A 19422-nucleotide genomic window follows, 5' to 3' on the forward strand; every position below is an offset into this window, starting at 1 on the left:
ACCCGCTGGGCACGCGGTCACACGGCCAGTGGTTCCAGGTCCCGGTGGATCCGCTTGCCGTCGCGCACGCTCACCGTGTGCGGGTGTTCCTCGCCGAGCAGCCGGGTCAGCTCGGCCTGGGCGCTCTCCTGGAGCTGGTCGGCCTCGGGGATGCGGCACAGGGCGCGCAGGGTCACGGCCAGGTTGGCGCGCGAGACGATCGTGTCCGGGTGTTTCGTACCGAGGGCGGCCTGGAATCCGGCCACGGCCGTCCGTTCCAGGTCCTCGGCCTCGCGCAACTCGCCCTGGTCCGCGAGCACGTTGGCGAGGTTGACGGCGGCGGCGAGCGTGTACGGGTGGCGTTCGCCGAGCACCTTCCGCAGGGTGGCGAAGTTACGTTCCATCAGCTTGCCGGCCTGGGCGGCGTCACCGGCGCCGCGCAGGAAGATGCCGAGATTGTTGACGGCGGCCAGCGTCGCCGGGTGGCGTTCGCCGGGCGCCGTCCGGTACTGCCGCACTATGTCCTGCGCCAGCACCAACGCCTCGTCCCTGGCCCCGGTGGCGTACAGATCGGCCGCGTAGTTCAGGGTGCAGTCCAGGACGTCCGGGGTGGACGTGGGGGTCTCCCGCACCCGGTAGAGCTCACGGGTCTGCTGGGTGAGGGCGCGGGCCTCCTGAAGCTGTCCGGCCTTGCGCAGCGAGACCGCGAGACTCTTGGCGGTGCGCAGGGTCTCGGGGTGGACCTTGCCGAACAGTGCCTCGTAGGACTGGTAGCTGTCGCGCAGCAGGGAGATCGACGTCTCGTACTCGCCGACCTCGCGCAGGTCGCGGCCCAGGTTGGTGACGCTGATCAGGGTGTGCGGGTGCTCCTTGCCCAGGTCGTTGCGGCGCCGGTCGTAGATCTCCTGGTCGACGTCGCGGGCCTCGCTGTAGCGGCCGAGCTGGCGCAGGCACAGGGCGCGGTTGTTGTTGGCGCTGAGGGTGCGCGGGTGGTCCTCGCCGAAGCTCTCCTTGAAGCCGAGGTAGGCCTCGGTGGCCATGTCGAGGGCGTCGTTGAAGCGGCCCACGTTGCCGAGGTCCATCGCGAGGCCGCTGGCCGTCATGAGGATGTGCGGGTGCCCGGGCCGCAGCAGGTCGCGCTGGCGGGCCAGGGTGTCCGAGCCCAGCTTCTCCGCCTCCACGTACTTGCCGAGGGAGCGCAGCACGTTGGCGATGTGGAACCGCAGATGCAGGATCTGGATCCGGAGGTTGGCGGCGTGGCCGCGCTGGGCGGCGCTCACCCGCTCGGTCAGCTGTCCCTCCCACAGGCGCCGCAGCGACTCCCCGAGGGCGAGGGCGGCGTTCAGGTCGCCGCGCTTCCACAGGTAGCGGACCCGGTCGATGAGCAGCTGGCGGGTCTCCGGTTCGTCGCAGATGCTGGCCTCGGAGGCCTCCAGGTGGGGCCAGATCGCCGCGAAGGTGGGCTGGTTCTCGGGGTCGTCGATCGGTTCCTCACCGGAGGGGCGGGCACCGGCCAGGATGCGGTGGACGACGTGCTGTGCCTCCTCCTGCTCCTGCCGGGTCAGCTGGGAGCGGATGACCGCCTGCACCAGCCGGTGCACCTGGATCGACTCGGTGGCCCGGTCGACCTTGGCGAGCGCGAACCGGCCTATCTCCCGGATGACCTGGCCGAGGACCATCTTCTCCTGGAGCGAGGGGTCCTCCGTGGCGAGGACGCGGATCATCTCGTCGCCGTAGAGCAGCTTCATGGAGATGGGTTCGGCCGCGAAGAAGGCGCACAGCTGCAGCAGGCGTACGGCGGCCGGGGAGCGCTCCTTGAGGCGTTCGATGGAGACGTTCCAGGTGGCGCCCACGGGCTTCGGGTAGTTCGCGGGCTGGCTGAACGACAGGACGCGTTCGGCCTGTTGCTCCAGTTCGGCGAGGTAGGTGTCGACGGGTGTGCCCGTCTCGGCGAGCCACGCCCCCGCCTGGTCGAGTGCGAGCGGCAGGTCGCCCACGGCGGCGGCGACCCGGTCGGCGTCCTCGGCGGTGAGGTCGGCGGCCCGGCGCAGCAGGTGCTCGACGCTCTCCTCGCGCAGGAACGGGTCGATCTCCAGGGCCTTGCCGTACTGGAGCCAGGTCTGGTTCCGCGAGGTCACCAGGACGTGGCCGTTGCCGCCGGGGAAGTGCCGGCTGACCTCCTGCGGCTCGTCGGCGTTGTCGAACACCAGCAGCCAGCGCAGGGTCGAGCTCGACTGGCGCAGATGGTCGCGCACCTCCTGGGCGACCTGTGCCGCGTCGTCCCCGACCCGCAGGCCCAACTTGCGGGCCAGGTCCGCGAGGGCGGAGACGACGAGTTCGTTCTGCTCCGACGGGATCCACCACACCAGGTCGTAGTCCGCGGCGAACCGGTGCACGTACTCCAGTGCGATCTGTGTCTTGCCGACACCCCCCAGCCCGTACAGGGCGTACATCGCGGCCGTGCCGCCGGAGGCGCTGCCGAGGCCGTCGCGCAGCCGCTCCAGCAGCGCGCTGCGGCCGGTGAAGGCGGCGTTGCGCGGGGAGACGTTCCAGAACCTGGGCACGGTGTCCGGGAAGCGGGCGTCGGAGGCGACGGCGTCGTCGGGCAGTTCGGCCGGCAGGGGCGGCTTGCCGAGGGCCCGCAGCAGCGCGGAGGCCGCGTTCTTCTCGTTCGTCCGCACCAGGTCGACCGAGGGCCACTCGCTGAACATCGGGGCCGGCCGGAAGTCGCCGACCCGCACCGCCACCACCTGGCGGCGGCCGGACGGGTCACCGCCCGTGGCCGCCTCCCACACCTGCCGGGCCCGTGCGGAGCGCTGGTACGCGGGGGAGATCACGACGACGGTCCGGTCGGCTGGCTGCTCGGCGCCGTCCCCGTCGCAGCCCACGTACCTGAGCACCACCCGGAACCCGGCCCGGGACAGCAGCACGGCGATCCAGTCGGCCCACATGCGGTCCTCGGCGACGTAGCTCAGATGCAGGTCGGCCGGGAGCGACAGCCGGGTGCGGGTGAACTTCTTCTTGATGCCCTCGCGCAGATCCTTGTCCATGCGCGGCAGCGTGGTGATCGCCCGGTCACTGATCACGCTGGTGAGCCGTTCGAAGGCCGACAGCAGGGAGGTGGGGTTGCCGGCCTCGTCGCCGAAGGTGGCCAGCGTCTCCTCGTAGGCGTAGTAGGGCCGGTACGGGACCTCCACGGACCCCCAGTAGGTGGAGAGTTCGTCGTCGACCAGGCCGGCCGGGAACCCGTCGAACTTCGCCCGGGCCAACGAGCGTCCGGCGTCGGCCTTCTCCTTCTCGCCCTCGTCTATGCGCATGGGGACGGGCAGGATGCGGATGCTGCGGCTGTGGAAGCGGTCGTGGATGTCGTGGGCGACCATGGAGGCGCCGTCGATGCTCTGGTCGCTGAGGGTGAAGCAGTCCACGAGGACGTCGGGCAGATGGGCGGTGCAGATGTCGGCGATGTCGGAGAGTCCGGTGCGGCTGTCGATGAGGACGTAGTCGTAGTTCTGCCGCATGTCCTCGCGCAGGGCGTCGAAGAACAGTCCGCCGCCGAGGCGGTCGTAGAAGTTGTCCCAGTCGAAGGTGCTCACGATCGCCGAGTAGTCACGGCTCTGCCGGCCCGCCGAGACCAGGTCGAGGGTGCCGGGTTCGGGGAAGGGCCAGTCCAGCGACACGGCGTGGCGTTGGATGCGGGCGTACTCCCGGTGCCAGTCGGGCGGGCGCTGCTCGTCCTCGCCCTCACCACCGGTGGCCGCCCAGGCGTACTCCTTGAGCAGGTCGATGACGCCGGTGGTGGCGCCGACGGTGGCCGGATCCAGGAAGGGGTGGAAGAAGCGATGGAGGCCGGGGGCCTCCAGGTCCCAGTCGACGGCGAGGACCCGTTTGCCGTTGGCGGCCAGGATCCACGCGGTGTTCGCCAGGGCCATGGTCCGGCCGGTGCCGCCCTTGTACGAGTAGAACGTCACGATGCGGCCGGTACGCCCGTCCCGCTCGCCCCGCTCCTCCCGTGCGTCCCGTTCGTCAACGCTGCTCATCGCGGTCTTCCTCCTCGGCGTCCCGGCGGTGTCCCTGTGGCCGGCTGTCCGGGCTGTCCGCAGCGCCCAGCCGGAATCGCGCGGTGCCCTGACCGGACGGCGTCCTGGCCGGGGCTCTTCTGAGGTACTCCCTCTCGGCCTCCTGCACGACGCGCGGCAGCAGGTGGCTGAAGGCCTTGCGGTCGGGGATGCCCTGGACGGCGGGTCTGCACGTCTGCCGCCCCTGGTACATCAGGCGGGGCAGGGTGACCTCCACCTCGGCGGCCAGTTCGTCCTCGGCCTCGTCACTGTCCGGGTCGGCGCGGTTCCACGGGACGGCGAGGCCGGTGGAGCGCCGGGCGCCGGCGTCGAACTCGCGCAGCCTGCCGCGCTGTTCCCGGTCGCGCAGGACCCAGCGGTCCAGGAGCAGGACCTCCGGCCCGTCGGCGGAACCGGGCACCTGGCCGAACTCACGTAGATCGGGGCGGAGTTGAAGCCGCTCCGCGATACCGGCGATCACCTGGGCGAGGGGTTGGGCGGAGGTGGGGTGGTACGGGTTCCAGTCGAGCGGTGAGGGGCCGTAGCAGTCGGGACCGCGGCCCTCGGGTAACCGGTCCAGGCTGCCCGCAGCCACGCTGATCCGCAGGCTGCGCCCGGGTGTCGTGGGACGGACCGGCCGCGCGGCCGTGGAGTGGCCGACGGTCGTCGTGTGCCCGGCGGGCCGGATGAGCGTCACGGGTACGGCGGGCGGGCCGGCGAAGGCGTCGTGCGCGGTGTCCATCGCGGTCCGGTCGCCGCGTTCCACGATGATGCTCTCGCCGACTTCGACGATGCGCCGGGCCAGGTGCAGCACGGCCTTCTGGTAGTCGTTGCGGAACGAACTGAGTTTGGCCAGTCCGTACAGCCCGAACGAGCGGTACTTCTGGCCGAGTTCGGGATGCGCGTACTGAACTTCCTTGACAGTGTCCGGAAGTTGGTGGTCGGGCACCGGCGACCACAGTGCGGGCACCACCGCGCTGGGCGTGCCGCGCTGGCCCTCGACCCGGTAGCGGGCCTGGCGGCCGCCGAAGACGGCCCACTCCTTGCCGCACCAGGAACTGATGAAGTAGCGCGGCGAGTACAGCGGCACGAACACCCGGCAACCGACCAGTGAATCGGCGAGTTCATGACTCCAGATCTGCCCGGCCCGCATCGAGCGGTCCATGAATCCGGGCGCGCCCGCGTGGGCGGTCATGTTCTGGATGTGCTCGCACAGGTCGCAGAAGAGACGGTGGACCCACAGGTCCGGATCGGCCTCCTCCGAACCGTTTCGGGGGAGGTGGGCGTAGCTCAGGAAGAAATAGGGAGCGGTGAGGTCCTCCCCCGTCGGTGCCGTCGGCTCCACGCGATCCCCCGATCCCGTCCCCCGTCCCCCGCCCCGCGGGGGTGGACACTCAGTGTAGGAACCCCGCAGCGATTTGTGACGGCTCCGTGAAAAGGCCGCGGGGTCGATTTCGGGCCAGCCATCCGGTGGCGAAATCCACCGCCCCCGCCAAGGGGAACAACCGGGCCCGGGCGTTCCCGACCGGACCGCGCCGGACGACGGGCTCGGGCCGCGTGTCGCCGTCCGCCTGGAACGCCGCGCCCAGGGCGCCGAAGTCATGGTCGTCGAGAGCGACGTCCTTGTACGAGGTCCAACACCGCTCGCCGCCCCGCAGGACCACGCAGCTGTACTCCCGGTGCGGCGGCTCCGCCACGCGGTACTCGGCGAGGTGGAAGGCGCTGCACACCTCGTAGCCGACCCCCATGAGCAGCACCTCGGCCCCGGCCCGGTACAGCGGGGCCAGCGGGGAGCGCTCCCCCAGATGACACTCCTCGTCGTGCGCCGCCATCAGCTCCCGCGCCCGGGCCCCCACGGCCGCGAACGACGTCTGCGGATGCGTGCTGCGCACTGCTTCCCCATGGCACCGTACGGCCTCGGCCAGCCGCCCCATGCCCTGGGAGGGCGTCCGATCCGCCTCGAACGGCGGCATCGCGGCCCGGTAGTCGCTCACTTGACGTTCCGTCATGCCACGGATCCGCTCCTGATACGCCGGAGAGGTGTCGGAATTTCCCGCGGTGAAGGCCGGTACGACCAGCGTCCCCCCGGGCCCGAGCACATCGAGCAGCGCGGCCAGCACAGCCTCGGGCGCCGCCCCGACCCGCCGCAGCGAGGCATGCGCCAGCAAGACCGACCCGGGCCGGACCCCCAACGCCCGCAGGCCCTCACCGAGGGACCGGCCCCCGCTCACAGGCTCCGTCCGATGCCGTCGACGAAACGCCGTCCGAGCGCCGTGAGCGACGCGGCGGACGCGAGCCGCTCCCACTGCGCGCGGGTGCGGTGGGCCGACTCGGAGGCCGGGCGCAGGGTGTCGGTGGCCGCGCGTGCGTAGGTGTCGGCGAGCAGTGCCGCGACGCGGGTGTCCGTCTCGTCGTACAACTCGCACTCGTCGAGCAGGGTGTCCAGCACCCCGAGCCGGAATCCACGGACCAGGTCGACGGCGACGTCGACCGGATCGGGGTGGAGGTGTACGCCCAGGGCCGTGAAACCGGCGCCGGCCGTGGTCCGTTCGGGGTCGGGCGCGGTGGCCAGCGGCGTCAGCACGGAGACCCCCGCGGCCATGCCGGCGGCGACGGCGGGCAGGGTCTTCCCGATCAACATCCAGGCCTGCGGCACCACGTCCCGCCAGAGCTGCATGTCCTCGTCCGTCAGGCGTGCCCGCACCGGAGCCCCGAAGCAGTCGCGGTAGGGATCCATGTCGTCGACGGCGACCTCCAGCCCCTCGGCCCGCAGCCATCGCACGGGCTCCCAGGCGGAGGGGGATCCAGCGATGGCATGGGCGCCCAACGAGACGGTGGTGTCCGGGAGTTCGGCACGCAGTCGGCCGATTCCGGGGAGATGGGCGAAGCCGTCGCGCACGGGGACCTCGATGCCGTCGACGGCACGCGCGGGCAGTGCGACCGCCGCCACGAGGGAGGCCAGGTGGTCGGAGGATGCCTCGCCGTCCAGGCAGCGCAGGATCCAGGGCCTGGTGTACGGGTGCGTCAGGAGTGACGCGAGCAGGGACTCGTCGTACTCACCGAGCTTCAGGGCCAGTTGCCATGCGGGCGTCCACAACTGTCCCTTGATCAGGCCCGGTTCGGTATGCAGAGCCTTCAGCAGGTCAAGCGTGACGCGTTGCTGGGACCGGATCAACACCCGTACCGCCGTGCCGTCGTCGGTGCCGTCGGCCAGTTCGTCGAAGCCGTCGATCGGGCGGTTCGCGCCGACGCCGGTCCTGGCGTCGATGGAGTGGATCAGCTCGGCCAGGTCGGCACAGAAGACCGACGGGTTGTCGAAGCCGCTGCCGTCGTCGCGATAGCGGTGGGCGAAGAGCCCTCCCCCGCAGGAGCGGACCACCGGGCAGGTACGGCATTGCGCGCTCAGGTCGTCCAGGCCGTGCTGCCGGGCGGTCATGCCGGGGTGGCGGGCCACCTCGTCGAGGGTGTGCCGGAAGACGTTCATTCCGGTGACGGGCGCCCCGTCGTACGCGGTCTTGAGGGAGTCGGCCTGCTCGTACGTCCCGTCGGTCTCGACGACCACCACGTCGGCCGATTCCAGCCCCATCGCCTCGGTCAGGGCGGGACCGCCGCCGAGGGTGCTGATCACCGAGTCGAACAGCCGCACCGGCATCGGGCGCCCCTGGGAGTCCCACCGGTCGTAGATCGTCAGGAGCCAGTCGGCGTACGGAGTGAGGGCGCCGTCGGGCCTGAGGGGCGGCGTGTCCCAGGTGGCGTGGGGCAGGAGGAAGTCGATGCGTGGGGGGTGCAGCGCGGCGAGGGCGTCGTAGGCGGCGATCGGGTCGTTGCGCACGTCGACGGTGCACAGGATACCGGCGAAGAGGTGACGGTAGCGGTCCTGGTTCAGCAGGCCCAGGGCCCTCAGCACCTTGTCGTAGCTGCTGCGTCCGTTGGTGAAGAGGCGGTGGCGGTCGTTGGCGGCGCGGTCGCCGTCGAGCGAGATGCCGACGCGGACGCCGTGTGCGGCGAACAGGTCGAGGTGACGCTCATTCAGCTGCACGCCGTTGGTGTGGATCCGCAGATCGAGTTCGCACACTCCGCGCAGGGCGGTGCGGAGTTCCTCGCAGATCAGCCGTAATCGCGCCGGACCCGCCAAAAGGGGCTCGCCTCCGTGCAGGATGACCTGCACGGAGGCGAGCTGGTGGTCCTTGGCATGCTCCGACAGCCGGAGGGCCGTCCAGGTGATCGTCTCTTCGGAGATCACCCTGGGCCGGGAGCTCCAGCTCTGGTCGGCGTGCTCGTAGATGTAGCAGTGCCGGCAGGCGAGATCGCACCTGCTGTGCACTTTCAGCACGAGCTGCCGCAGCGGAAGAGTCGGACCGGTCATGACGGAGGATTCGGTGTCCTCAGATGGACGACTGGAACGTCACCCCTGCCCTGCTGCCTGCCCGGGTGGACGAGAGGGCGCGACGCACTCCTCGGACACTCTTCGGGTCGTGCGGAGCATCGAGCCGCAACGCGCTCTTGCGAGGCGTGGCGGCGACCACCGACTGCACGGTCGTACCTGCAGTGGTTCTTGCTGGAATGGTCACGGCATTCCCTGTCGAAAGGCCCAAGTGGGTGGGCAGAGGAGCGTTGGGGCAGAACTTTTATGGCAGCACGCTACCGCTAAGCTGTGCCACCTTCGAGGCGTCAGGGCCACCGCATTTCTGTTTTCCCAGGTCACCAGTGTGAATTCTGATGATGAAGTGGCTCCGCACGGGTGACGTGCCGTCTGTGCATGGACGCTGCGGCCCGGCTCAGGCGTAGAACCGCGACAGGCTGCGCAGCACTGCCGCCGGCTTGCTCCCGCCCTCGATCTCGATGGTGCCGTCCACGGTGATCTGCACTCCGCCGGGCACCTCCTCGACCTCCGCCAGCTTCCCGACCAGGCGTATGCGGGAGCCCACCTTCACCGGCGCGGGGAAACGCACCTTGTTCAGGCCGTAGTTGACCTTCGTGGTGACGCCCTGGACGTCCAACAACTCGGTGAACAGGGGGATGAAGAGGGAGAGGGTGAGATAGCCGTGGGCGATGGGGGCGCCGAACGGGCCCTCGGCCGCCTTCTCGGGGTCCACGTGGATCCACTGGTGGTCGCCGGTGGCGTCGGCGAAGGTGTTGATGCGGTCCTGGGTGATCTCGATCCATTCGCTGGTGCCGAGGTCGCTGCCCGCGAGCTTCTTCAGTTCGTCGAGGCCGTTCACGGTGATGCTCATGCGGTTCCTTACTGGTTGCCGTATCGGGTACGGACGCGGGACTTGAGGAGTTTTCCTGAGGCGGTGCGCGGGAGTTCGTCCGCGAGCACCACCGATTTCGGGATCTTGTATTTGGCGAGGCGGCCGGCGAGGGACGCGAGGATCGCGTCGGGGTCGGGCGTGGTGCCCTCGCGGGGGACGACCACCGCGCGCGGCACCTCGCCCCACTTGTCGTCGGGCACCCCGATCACCGCGCATTCCACGATGTCCGGGTGGGCGAGGAGGAGGTCCTCGATCTCGGCCGGGTAGATGTTCTCGCCGCCGGAGATGATCATGTCCTTGATGCGGTCGACGATGAAGACATAGCCGTCCTCGTCGATCCGGGCCGCGTCCCCGCTGCGGAACCAGCCGTCCGCGAAGGAGGCGGCCGTCTCCTCGGGCAGCCCCCAGTAGCCGGGCATGACGTGCGGGCCGCGGACGACGACCTCGCCGGTCTCGCCGACGTCGACCGGCGCCAGGTCCGGCCGGACGACGCGTACGTCGCTGAAGAAGTGCGGCACGCCCGCGGAGCCGGCCTTGCCGACGGCGTGTTCGGCGTCCAGGAACAGGGTGCCGGGGGCGGCCTCCGTCATGCCGTAGCCCTGAAGGAACGTCAGTTCCCGTTGTTGGTAGGCGGCGATGAGCGGCGTCGACACCGGGGAGCCGCCGCAGGTGAGGATGCGCAGGGAGGACAGGTCGGCGTCGGGCCAGCGGGGGTGGCGGGCGATCTGGTCGAACATGGTCGGGACGCCGAACATGAAGGTGATCCGGTGCCGTTCGATCAGGTCGAAGGTGGCGTCCGGGTCGAAGGCCTCGACCAGGACACAGGTGCCGCCCTTGAGGAGGACCGGGAGCGTCAGCATGTTCAGGCCCGCCGTGTGGAACAACGGGGCCGAGACCAGAGCGCGTTCGTCGGCGATCAGGTCGGTGTCGACGAGGACGTTGAGCGCGTTCCAGGTGATGTTGCCGTGGGTGAGCATCGCGCCCTTGGGGCGGCCGGTCGTCCCCGAGGTGTACATGATGATGCAGGTGTCGTCCGGGGTGACCGGTGTGTCGACGGGTTCTTCGGAGGCTGCGGCGAGCGCCTCCTCGTACTCGGCGCCCACCTCGACGTAGGTACGGACGTCCGTGCTGCCGGGCAGTCCGGCCACGAGCCCGGCGTGGGAGGGGCCGTAGACGAGGGCCTTGGCGCCGGAGTCGGCGAGCTGGTATGCGATCTCGGGGCCGGCGAGGCGGGTGTTGAGCGGGACGAAGACCGCGCCGAGCGTGCCGGCCGCGAACAGGGTCTCCAGGTAGGAGGGATGGTTCGGGCCGAGGTAGGCGATGCGGTCGCCGCGCCGGACGCCCCGGGCCCGCAGGGCGTGGGCGAGGCGGGTGGTGCGCAGGTGCAGGGTGCGGTAGTCGATGGACGTCCCGCCGTGGATCAGGGCGGTGCGGTGCGGGGTCTTGCGGGCCCGGCGTGCGGGCCACGACCCCAGTCCCTCGTTGCGCATGTCGCGCCCCTTACGGTTTCGTCAGCCCGAGCAGCCGGGCGGCGTTCTCCTTGAGGATCTTCGGCTTGACCTCGTCCTTGATCGACAGCTTCTCGAAGTCGGCGAGCCAGCGGTCGGGCGTGAGGACGGGGAAGTCGGAGCCGAAGAGGACCTTGTCCTTGAGCAGCGTGTTCGCGTACTGCACGAGCTGCGGCGGGAAGTACTTCGGCGACCAGCCGGACAGGTCGATGTGGACGCCCGGCTTGTGGGTGGCGACGGCGAGGGCCTCGTCCTGCCAGGGGAAGGACGGGTGGGCGAGAATGATCTTCAGGTGGGGGAAGTCGGCCGCCACGTCGTCCACGTGCAGGGGGTTGGAGTACTTGAGGCGGATGCCGCCGCCTCCCGGCACTCCGGCGCCGATGCCCGTCTGGCCGGTGTGGAAGAGGGCGATGGTGCCCGTCTCCTCGATCACCTCGTAGAGGTCGTACGCCACCGCACGGTCGCTGGGGAAGAAGCCCTGGATGCTGGGGTGGAACTTGAAGCCCCGCACCCCGTACTCCTCGACCAGACGGCGGGCCTGCTTCACGCCCGCCTTGCCGCGGAAGGGGTCGATGGAGGCGAAGGGGATCAGGACGTCCGCGTTGGCGGCGGCCGCCTCGGCGACCTCCTCGTTCGGGACCGGCGGGGTGCCGGTCGCGGACTCGGCGTCGACCGTGAAGATCACGGCCGCCATCTTCCGCTCGCGGTAGTACGCGGCGGTCTCCTCCAGGGTCGGCTTCCGCTTGCCCTCGACCTTGAAGTAGGCCGAGGAGGCGTCGTGCAGATCGTCGTCCAGGGAGGCGTGGCCCTTGGAGGAGACCTCCGCGTGGGTGTGTACGTCGATCGCGACGAGGTCGTCGGGGTTCATGGACGGGGCCATCACGCCTCCGGGAACTTGGGCGCCGGGATGCCGACCGACTGGAGTGCGGCGCCGACCGAGGTGGGCCAGACGTCGGCCAGGGTGTCGGGGGTCCAGCCGCCGTCGGCGTAGGCGGCCGCGATCTCCTGCGGATGCGACCAGAGTGCCACCTTGTCGCCGCCGACGCCGATGGCCTGGCCGGTGATGCCCCGGGCCGCCTCGGAGGCGAGGAAGGGGACGAGGGCGGCGCAGTCCTCGGGGGTGCCGAAGCCCTCGCCCTTGCGCAGGAAGTCGGGGAGCGGCTCGCCGTTCCTCATGGCCTCGATGTACGGGGCGAAGGCGGGGATGGTCTCGGTCATGGCGGTGGCGGCGACCGGCACGATCGCGTTGACGGTGATGTTGGCGCGCCCCAGTTCCATGGACCAGGTGCGGGCCATGGCGGCGATGCCGGCCTTGGCGGCGGCGTAGTTGGTCTGGCCGAAGTTGCCGCGCTGGCCGGCCGGGGAGCCGACCAGGATGAGGGTGCCGCCCTCGCCCTGCTCGCGCATGCGGACGGCGGCGGCGCGGGCGCAGGTGAAGGTGCCCTTGAGGTGGGTGGTGATGACCGCGTCGAAATCGTCGTCGGTCATCTTCCACAGCACCTTGTCGCGCAGGATGCCCGCGTTGGTGACCAGGACGTCGAGCCGCCCGAACTCCTCGACCGCGCGGTTCACCAGCCGCTCGGCGGCCTCGGTCGTGCCCACGGGGACGACCTCGGCGACGGCGGTGCCGCCGGCCTCGGTGATGGACTTCACGGCCGCCTCGGCCACGGCCTCGTCGACGTCGTTGACGACCACGGAGGCGCCGTGCGCGGCCAGGGCGTGGGCATAGGCGAGGCCGAGGCCCCGGCCGCTGCCGGTGACGACGGCGGCCTTGCCGGTGAGATCGATGCTGGGCACGGGAGGGTCCCTTCGACGTGGGGTGCTGCGCGCCAGGGTTGCTTCGACGCGGGGTGCGGCTACGCGATCGAAGTTAAGAGCAATAATTGTTGTCGTCAATAGTTGTTGGTGACCTTCGGGTGCGTCATGCTGGAATCTGCACAGAGGAACCCCCGGCCACCGGGGGCCGAGACCAGGGAGTCCGCCATCGCCCGCCAGCACGCCACGAACCCGGCACCCATCGACGGACACGAACCGTGGATGCGCGGACTGCACGCGGACACGGGGTATCTGCTGTACCGCCTGGGCCTGCGCTCGGGTCAGTTGTTCAACACGTTCCTCCAGGAGTCGGGGCTGCGGCTGCGCCACTACGCGGTGCTGCGGTTCCTCGCCACGTCCCCCGGCGCCCTCCAGCGCGAGCTGAGCGCGTCGCTCGGCTACGACCCGAGCGCGATCGTCGGTCTGGTCGACGACCTGGAGAAGCTTGGCTTCGCCGAGCGGCGCCCCTCTCCCGACGACCGCCGCAGCCGGATCATCGTCCTGACCGAGGGCGGTCGCGCGTTCCTTCGGGACACCGACGAGGCCGGGCAGCGGGTCACCAACGAACTCCTCCAGCCCCTCGACCCGGCTGAGCGGGAGCAGCTCCACGGGCTGCTGCAGCGGGTCACCGAGTCCGGGCTGGGATGACCGGAGGATGAGGTGCCGATGACCTCCGAAGCAGTGCCGTCCGCGCCGCCTGTCCCGTCCGGGCCGGCCAAGGGGACGCGTTCCGCGCCCGACCGGCTGCTGTCCGTGCTCGGAGCCTTCGACCTCGAACATCCCGCGCTGTGCCTGACGGACATCGGCCGCCGGGCCGGACTGAGCCTGAGCACCGCGCACCGGCTGGTGAACGCCCTCACGGAGTGGGGCGCCCTGGAGCGGGACGACGCCGGCCTCTACCACGTCGGGCTGCGACTGTGGGAGCTCGCGGCACTGGCGCCGCGCGGGCTGGCGCTGCGACAGCTCGCGCTGCCGTATCTGGAGGACCTGTACGAGGCGACGCACGAGAACGTGCAGTTGGCGGTGCGGGACGGAGCCGAGGTCGTCTACATCGAGTGGCTCTCGGGACGCTCCGCGGTCGGCGTGCACATCCGCGTCGGGGCGCGCTGGCCGCTGCACGCCACCGGGGTCGGGCTCACCCTGCTCGCGCACAGTGCCCCCGAGTTCCAGGAGGAGTACTGCGCCGGCCCCCTCGCCGCGTTCACGCCGTACACCGTCACCGAACCGGCCCGGCTGCGCCGCATACTGGCCGACGTACGCCGCACCGGTGTGGCGGTCAGCAGCCGCCAGGTCACCGACGACGCCCTGTCGGTGGCCGCCCCGATACGCGGCCCGGGCGGTTCGGTCACCGCCGCGGTGTCCGTCGTCGTACCCCAGGCCGACGCCCAGGTCCCGGTCCTGGTACCGGCGGTGCGGCTCGCGGCGCGCGGGATCTCGCGGGGGTTGGGGTGGCAGCCGGAAAAGGGGTAGACCTCGATCCGGCCAACGGGCTCAACGGCTGGAACCTGTCGTGGGCGCCGTGGAAGGCGGGCACCGCGCTCTGGCACATTTCCGCCTTCACAGGGTGAACTCCCCTGTGCCGCAAGGGTTTTCTCTGCTTCACCTCTTGACGACCGAAGGGACGGGGAGCACATTGGCGACACTTTGAGAGCGCTCTCAAAGCCCAAGGCTCCCCGCATCCCCACCCGTACACCGAGAGGCAGCACCCCATGAGTGAACCCTCCGGCATACATCGCAGACACCGCTCCCTCAGGCGGACGTTCGTCGCCCTGCTCGGCACGCTGGGCCTGGCGGCGGCCGTCGCCACCGTCGCCGTTCCCTCCGCCAACGCCTCCGCGCCCACGCCGCCGTCGGGCTGGACGCAGGTGTTCCTGGACGACTTCAACGGCGCGGCCGGCACCGGCGTGAACACCGCCGACTGGCAGTACGCGACCGGCAAGGGCTATCCCGGCGGCCCCGCCAACTGGGGCACCGGCGAGATCGAGACGATGACCAACAGCACCGACAACGTCTCGCTCGACGGCAACGGCAACCTCCGCATCACCCCGCGCCGGGACGCGTCCGGCAACTGGACCTCCGGTCGCATCGAGACCAACCGCACCGACTTCCAGCCCCCGGCGGGCGGCAAGCTCCGCGTGGAGTCACGGATCCAGGTGCCGAACGTGACCGGGGCCGCCGCCAAGGGGTACTGGCCGGCGTTCTGGATGCTCGGCGCACCCTACCGGGGCGACTACTGGAACTGGCCCAGCGTCGGCGAGCTGGACATCATGGAGAACACGCAGGGCATGAACACGGTGTTCGCCACGATGCACTGCGGCACCTCACCGGGCGGCCCCTGCAACGAGACCAGCGGCATCGGCGGCAACACCACCTGTTCCGGCACCACCTGCCAGGCGGGCTTCCACACCTACCGGATGGAGTGGGACCGCTCCACGAGCGTCGAGGAGATCCGCTTCTACCTCGACGGCGTCAACTTCCACACCGTGCGGGCCAACCAGGTCGACGCGACGACCTGGGCGAACGCCACGAACCACGGCTTCTTCATCATCCTCAACGTGGCCATGGGCGGCGCCTTCCCGGACGCCTTCGGCGGCGGCCCGGACAGCGGGACGCAGCCCGGTCACGCCATGGTCGTCGACTACGTCCAGGTGCTGTCCAGTGGGAGCGGTACCACGCCCCCGCCGACCGGCAACCGTGACGCCTACAGCGCCATCCAGGCCGAGTCGTACGACAGCCAGAGCGGCGTGAGCGCCGAGACCACGTCCGACTCCGGCGGCGGACAGAACATCGGTGCCGTGGCGAACGGCGACTGGGCGCTGTACAGGGGCGTCAACTTCGGTTCCAGCGCGGCCACCCAGTTCGTCGCCCGGGTGGCGAGCGGCGCGGCGGGCGGGGTCAGCGGCCTGGTCGAGGTGCGCCTGGACAGCCGGAGCAACGCGCCGGTGGGCAGTTTCGCGGTCGGCAACACGGGCGGGTGGCAGTCGTGGCGGACCATCCCGGCGAACATCACCGGGGTGACCGGCACGCACGACGTCCATCTCACCTTCACCAGCGGCCAGTCGGCGGACTTCGTGAACGTGAACTGGTTCAACTTCGGCCGCTGACCGGCGCGTTGCCCGGACAGCCACCACGCCGATGCCCCGCGAGAGCCCACCGGCCCTGGCGGGGCACCGGCATGGTCAGCGCCGCCGCCGTAGCATCCGGACGACTTTCGGGAGCGCGACGCCGACCACCAGCGCGGCCAGTGGAACCGCGACGTCCGTCCAGGTGCGGCGGATGGGCCGGTACGTCGCGACACCGTTGCTGATCTCGATGTAGCCGACGGGCCTGGCGTCCGCCCCTCCCCCGCCTCCCCCGCCCTCACGCCCTCCGGCCTCGCCGACCCACCCGGCTCCGCCGCCGAGCCCGAAGGCGACTCTGGCGACCGGGATGACGGTGACGCCGTCAGCGGTGACGGGTTCGCCGTAGACGGCGGTGACCGAGGCGCTGCCACCGAGTCTGTCGGCCAGGTGTTCCAACAACGCGTCCGCGGCCTGCGTCGCGACGGCGGGGTTCTCCTCGTGGTCGGTCATCCAGCACTCGTAGACAACCAGCCGACACCTGTCAAGGGGACCCACCGGGACCGGAGAGGGAAGGCGGCCGGACAATCAGCGGATCTCCGCCCGGAACACCGCCGGCGTGACCTCCGTGTGCTGATGGAAGAACTTCGAGAAGTTCGCGGCGTCCGGAAACCCGACGGCCACCCCCACCCGCCCGATCGCCATGTCCGTATGGGCGAGCAGCCGCTTCGCCTCCAGGATCACCCGCTTGTCGATGAACCCCTTGGGCGTGAGTCCGGTCGCGGCGCGCACCGCGCGGACGAGGGTCCGCCGGGAGTACCCGAGCTGGTCGGCATACGCGCTGACGCTGTGGTTGGTGGCGAACCCCTTCTCCACCGCGTCCCGGAAGAGCGTGAACGTCGTGTCCCCCTGTTGCCGCGCGGCCTCCGCGGAGCTCGCCGCGAGATGGGCCAGCCGCAGCAGGAACGCCGTGAGCGAGTGCCGCAGCACCGCCGTGTGCAGGCTCAGCGGCAGCGTCGTCGTGTCCTCGTACTCCCGTTGGAGCTGGGCGAGCGCCGAACGCAGAGCGGTCAGCTGGGCCTCGTCGGGGTGGAGGAGGGGTGGCAGGTCGTAGCGGTAGAGCCCGGTCGCCTCCACCGTGGCGCGGGGCAGGAAGCCGGGCTGCATGGTCAGGACGGTGCCCCGGTAGCCGCCGGTCCCCGAGAAGCGGTGCACCTGGCCCGGCCGGATCCACACCACGTCACCCGCGTGCGCCTCGTACTCGGCGAAGTCGATCATGTGGCGTACGGGCCCCTCGTCGAAGAGCATCACGCTGTGGAAGTCGATGCGGTGCACGCGCTCCAGTGGCGCGTCGGCGGCGTGCCAGGTGCGACCCGTGCCCATCTGGCCCACCTGCATGCCGACACCGAGGACGCTCAGGTCGACCGGGAACGGGAACGTCCGTATCCCGTCGCCGCCATCAGCCCGCACGTCCGCCGTATCCGCCATATCCGCCATGTCCGTCTCGTACCGTCTCACTCGTGCGCGCCCCACGCTCAGCCGTGCGCGGCACTCCTCACGGTGTCCCACTTTCACCACAGCGTGACACACGCCGACCTTCCCTCGTAAAAGTCAGACTTTTACTTTTGAACGCGTTGGACCAGCCACTTCGCTGCGATCGAGGACTTTTTGAAGATGAGCACGCAGACACCGGACAGCTTCGAATGGACCGAACTCGACCGGCGTGCCGTCGACACGGCCCGCCTCCTGGCGGCCGATGCCGTACAGCGGGTCGGCAACGGCCACCCGGGCACCGCGATGAGCCTCGCCCCGGCCGCGTACACGATCTTTCAGAAGGTGATGCGGCACGATCCGGCCGACCCCGAGTGGACCGGGCGTGACCGCTTCGTCCTCTCCCCCGGGCACACCTCGCTGACCCTCTACACCCAGCTCTTCCTCGCGGGGTACGAGCTGGAGCTCGACGACCTCAAGTCGTTCCGGACGCAGGGGTCGAAGACGCCGGGTCACCCCGAGTACGGGCACACCGCCGGCGTGGAGACCACCACCGGTCCGCTGGGCCAGGGTGTCGCCAACGCCGTGGGCATGGCGATGGCCGCCCGTTACGAGCGGGGCCTGTTCGACCCGGACGCCCCCGAGGGCGAGTCTCCGTTCGACCACACCATCTGGGCGATCGTCTCCGACGGCGACCTGGAGGAGGGCGTCTCCGCCGAGGCCTCCTCGCTCGCCGGCCACCAGAAGCTCGGCAACCTGGTCTTCCTCTACGACGACAACCACATCTCCATCGAGGGCGACACGGCGACCGCGTTCTCCGAGGACGTGCTGAAGCGGTACGAGGCGTACGGCTGGCATGTACAGCGGATCGAGCCGGAGCTCGGCGGCGACATCGACGTCCACGCGCTGTACGCGGCGCTGAAGGCGGCGCAGGCCGAGACCGAGCGTCCCTCGATCATCGCCATGCGCACGATCATCGCCTGGCCCGCTCCGAACGCGCAGAACACCGAGGCCTCCCACGGTTCCGCCCTCGGCGCCGAGGAGATCGCCGCCACCAAGCGCCTCCTCGGCTTCGACCCGGAGCGGAGCTTCGAGGTCGCCGACGAGGTCCTCGCCCACGCCCGCCGCGCCCTCGACCGTGGCGCCGAGGCGCACGCCGCCTGGGACAAGCGGCTCGGCACCTGGCGTGCGGCCCACCCCGAGCGCGCCCTGCTCTTCGACCGGATCGTCGCCGGACAGCTGCCCGAGGGCTGGGAGGACGCGCTGCCGGTCTTCGAGGAGGGCAGGTCGGTCGCCACCCGGGCCGCCTCCGGCAAGGTGCTGCAGGCGCTCGGCTCGGTCGTCCCGGAGCTGTGGGGCGGCTCGGCCGACCTGGCCGGCTCCAACAACACGACCATCGACAAGACGAGTTCGTTCCTGCCGAAGGGCAACCCGCTGCCGGAGGCCGACCCGTACGGCCGCACCATCCACTTCGGTATCCGCGAGTTCTCGATGGCCGCGGAGATGAACGGCATCGCCCTGCACGGCAACACCCGCATCTACGGCGGCACGTTCCTGGTGTTCTCCGACTACATGCGCAACGCGGTCCGCATGTCCGCGCTGATGCAGCTGCCGGTGACGTACGTCTGGACCCACGACTCCATCGGTCTCGGCGAGGACGGCCCCACCCACCAGCCGGTCGAGCACCTGGCCTCGCTGCGGGCGATCCCGGGCCTGAACATCGTCCGCCCCGCCGACGCCAACGAGACCGCCGTGGCCTGGGCCGAGATCCTCAGGCGGCACTCCACCGACCCGGCCCCGCACGGCCTCGCGCTCACCCGTCAGGGTGTGCCGACCCTGCCGGTCAACGCCGATGCGGCGAAGGGCGGTTACGTCCTCGAGGAGTCCTCGACCGGGACGCCCGACGTCATCCTCATCGCCACCGGCTCCGAGGTCCAGCTGGCCGTCGCCGCCCGGGAGCGGTTGGAGGCCGAGGGGATCGGTACCCGGGTGGTGTCGATGCCGTCCGTCGAGTGGTTCGAGGAGCAGCCGCGCGAGTACCGCGAGAGTGTCCTGCCGCCGGCCGTGAAGGCGCGGGTCGCCGTCGAGGCCGGGATCGGGCTCACCTGGTACCGGTTCGTCAAAGACGCGGGACGCATCGTGTCCCTGGAGCACTTCGGTGCCTCCGCCGACGCCACGACCCTGTTCGCCGAGTACGGCTTCACCGCCGAGAACGTCGCCGCCGCCGCGAGGGAATCCCTTGCCCTCGCCCGCGGTTGAT

General features: G+C 70.6%; 14 protein-coding genes. 4 read left to right on the plus strand and 10 right to left on the minus strand.

The features are described 5' to 3' along the window. Positions 1-17: 17 nt before the first annotated feature. The 8 genes from fxsT to ACFZBP_RS01430 form a co-directional block, all read right to left on the minus strand. Positions 18-4016, minus strand: coding sequence for an FxSxx-COOH system tetratricopeptide repeat protein (fxsT, locus tag ACFZBP_RS01395; protein ID WP_391409249.1), 3999 nt, complete (start codon positions 4014-4016; stop codon positions 18-20). Further along, complete coding sequence (locus ACFZBP_RS01400) at positions 4003-5379, minus strand: TIR-like protein FxsC (protein ID WP_391409250.1); 1377 nt, start codon at positions 5377-5379, stop codon at positions 4003-4005. Before ACFZBP_RS01400 ends, fxsT begins: the two co-directional genes overlap by 14 nt. A 49-nt stretch (positions 5380-5428) precedes the next feature. Beyond that, positions 5429-6265, minus strand: coding sequence for an AAC(3) family N-acetyltransferase (locus tag ACFZBP_RS01405; RefSeq protein ID WP_391409251.1), 837 nt, complete (start codon positions 6263-6265; stop codon positions 5429-5431). Continuing rightward, a complete protein-coding gene (locus tag ACFZBP_RS01410) occupies positions 6262-8400 on the minus strand; it encodes an FxsB family cyclophane-forming radical SAM/SPASM peptide maturase (RefSeq protein ID WP_391409252.1) in 2139 nt (712 codons plus the stop codon). Before ACFZBP_RS01410 ends, ACFZBP_RS01405 begins: the two co-directional genes overlap by 4 nt. A gap of 412 nt (positions 8401-8812) precedes the next feature. After that, positions 8813-9268, minus strand: coding sequence for a MaoC family dehydratase (locus tag ACFZBP_RS01415; RefSeq protein ID WP_383453248.1), 456 nt, complete (start codon positions 9266-9268; stop codon positions 8813-8815). An 8-nt stretch (positions 9269-9276) separates the two neighbouring features. Next, on the minus strand, positions 9277-10779 hold the full coding sequence (locus ACFZBP_RS01420; RefSeq protein WP_391409253.1) for a long-chain-fatty-acid--CoA ligase: 1503 nt from the start codon (positions 10777-10779) through the stop codon (positions 9277-9279). Between the two features lie 10 nt (positions 10780-10789). Then, positions 10790-11665, minus strand: coding sequence for an amidohydrolase family protein (locus tag ACFZBP_RS01425; protein WP_391410318.1), 876 nt, complete (start codon positions 11663-11665; stop codon positions 10790-10792). Positions 11666-11676: 11 nt separating this feature from the next. After that, positions 11677-12594 (minus strand): SDR family NAD(P)-dependent oxidoreductase, encoded by a 918-nt coding sequence (locus ACFZBP_RS01430; protein WP_383453243.1) that lies wholly within the window; start codon positions 12592-12594, stop codon positions 11677-11679. A gap of 126 nt (positions 12595-12720) precedes the next feature. Between ACFZBP_RS01430 and ACFZBP_RS01435 the strand changes: the two genes are divergently transcribed. The 3 genes from ACFZBP_RS01435 to ACFZBP_RS01445 all read left to right on the plus strand — a co-directional run bounded on the left by ACFZBP_RS01435 (position 12721) and on the right by ACFZBP_RS01445 (position 15716). Beyond that, on the plus strand, positions 12721-13260 hold the full coding sequence (locus ACFZBP_RS01435) for a MarR family transcriptional regulator (protein ID WP_391409254.1): 540 nt from the start codon (positions 12721-12723) through the stop codon (positions 13258-13260). A gap of 18 nt (positions 13261-13278) precedes the next feature. Further along, on the plus strand, positions 13279-14082 hold the full coding sequence (locus tag ACFZBP_RS01440) for an IclR family transcriptional regulator C-terminal domain-containing protein (RefSeq protein WP_391409256.1): 804 nt from the start codon (positions 13279-13281) through the stop codon (positions 14080-14082). A gap of 239 nt (positions 14083-14321) precedes the next feature. Next, positions 14322-15716 (plus strand): carbohydrate-binding protein, encoded by a 1395-nt coding sequence (locus ACFZBP_RS01445; RefSeq protein WP_391409257.1) that lies wholly within the window; start codon positions 14322-14324, stop codon positions 15714-15716. 75 nt (positions 15717-15791) lie between these two features. On the opposite strand, the gene ACFZBP_RS01450 is transcribed toward ACFZBP_RS01445, so the two are convergent. Beyond that, positions 15792-16184, minus strand: coding sequence for a spore germination protein GerW family protein (locus ACFZBP_RS01450; RefSeq protein ID WP_391409258.1), 393 nt, complete (start codon positions 16182-16184; stop codon positions 15792-15794). A 75-nt stretch (positions 16185-16259) separates the two neighbouring features. Next, positions 16260-17168, minus strand: coding sequence for a helix-turn-helix domain-containing protein (locus ACFZBP_RS01455; protein WP_391409259.1), 909 nt, complete (start codon positions 17166-17168; stop codon positions 16260-16262). Positions 17169-17345: 177 nt separating this feature from the next. Between ACFZBP_RS01455 and tkt the strand changes: the two genes are divergently transcribed. Continuing rightward, positions 17346-19421, plus strand: a complete 2076-nt coding sequence (gene tkt / locus ACFZBP_RS01460; RefSeq protein WP_391409260.1) for a transketolase — start codon at positions 17346-17348, stop codon at positions 19419-19421. The last annotated feature ends 1 nt before the right edge of the window (position 19422 follow it).

It is taken from the genome of Streptomyces sp. NPDC008086, assembly GCF_042957325.1.
GTDB lineage: Bacteria > Actinomycetota > Actinomycetes > Streptomycetales > Streptomycetaceae > Streptomyces.

What these genes read in the sequence shown, in the direction of transcription:
- ACFZBP_RS01415 (WP_383453248.1), bottom strand. Translation starts at nt 9,268, where the DNA reads ATGAGCATCACCGTGAACGGCCTCGACGAACTGAAGAAGCTCGCGGGC.
- ACFZBP_RS01440 (WP_391409256.1), top strand. Translation starts at nt 13,279, where the DNA reads ATGACCTCCGAAGCAGTGCCGTCCGCGCCGCCTGTCCCGTCCGGGCCG.
- tkt (WP_391409260.1), top strand. Translation starts at nt 17,346, where the DNA reads ATGAGCACGCAGACACCGGACAGCTTCGAATGGACCGAACTCGACCGG.
- fxsT (WP_391409249.1), bottom strand. Translation starts at nt 4,016, where the DNA reads ATGAGCAGCGTTGACGAACGGGACGCACGGGAGGAGCGGGGCGAGCGG.
- ACFZBP_RS01425 (WP_391410318.1), bottom strand. Translation starts at nt 11,665, where the DNA reads ATGAACCCCGACGACCTCGTCGCGATCGACGTACACACCCACGCGGAG.
- ACFZBP_RS01410 (WP_391409252.1), bottom strand. Translation starts at nt 8,400, where the DNA reads ATGACCGGTCCGACTCTTCCGCTGCGGCAGCTCGTGCTGAAAGTGCAC.
- ACFZBP_RS01445 (WP_391409257.1), top strand. Translation starts at nt 14,322, where the DNA reads ATGAGTGAACCCTCCGGCATACATCGCAGACACCGCTCCCTCAGGCGG.
- ACFZBP_RS01455 (WP_391409259.1), bottom strand. Translation starts at nt 17,168, where the DNA reads ATGGCGGATATGGCGGATACGGCGGACGTGCGGGCTGATGGCGGCGAC.
- ACFZBP_RS01450 (WP_391409258.1), bottom strand. Translation starts at nt 16,184, where the DNA reads ATGACCGACCACGAGGAGAACCCCGCCGTCGCGACGCAGGCCGCGGAC.
- ACFZBP_RS01435 (WP_391409254.1), top strand. Translation starts at nt 12,721, where the DNA reads ATGCTGGAATCTGCACAGAGGAACCCCCGGCCACCGGGGGCCGAGACC.
- ACFZBP_RS01420 (WP_391409253.1), bottom strand. Translation starts at nt 10,779, where the DNA reads ATGCGCAACGAGGGACTGGGGTCGTGGCCCGCACGCCGGGCCCGCAAG.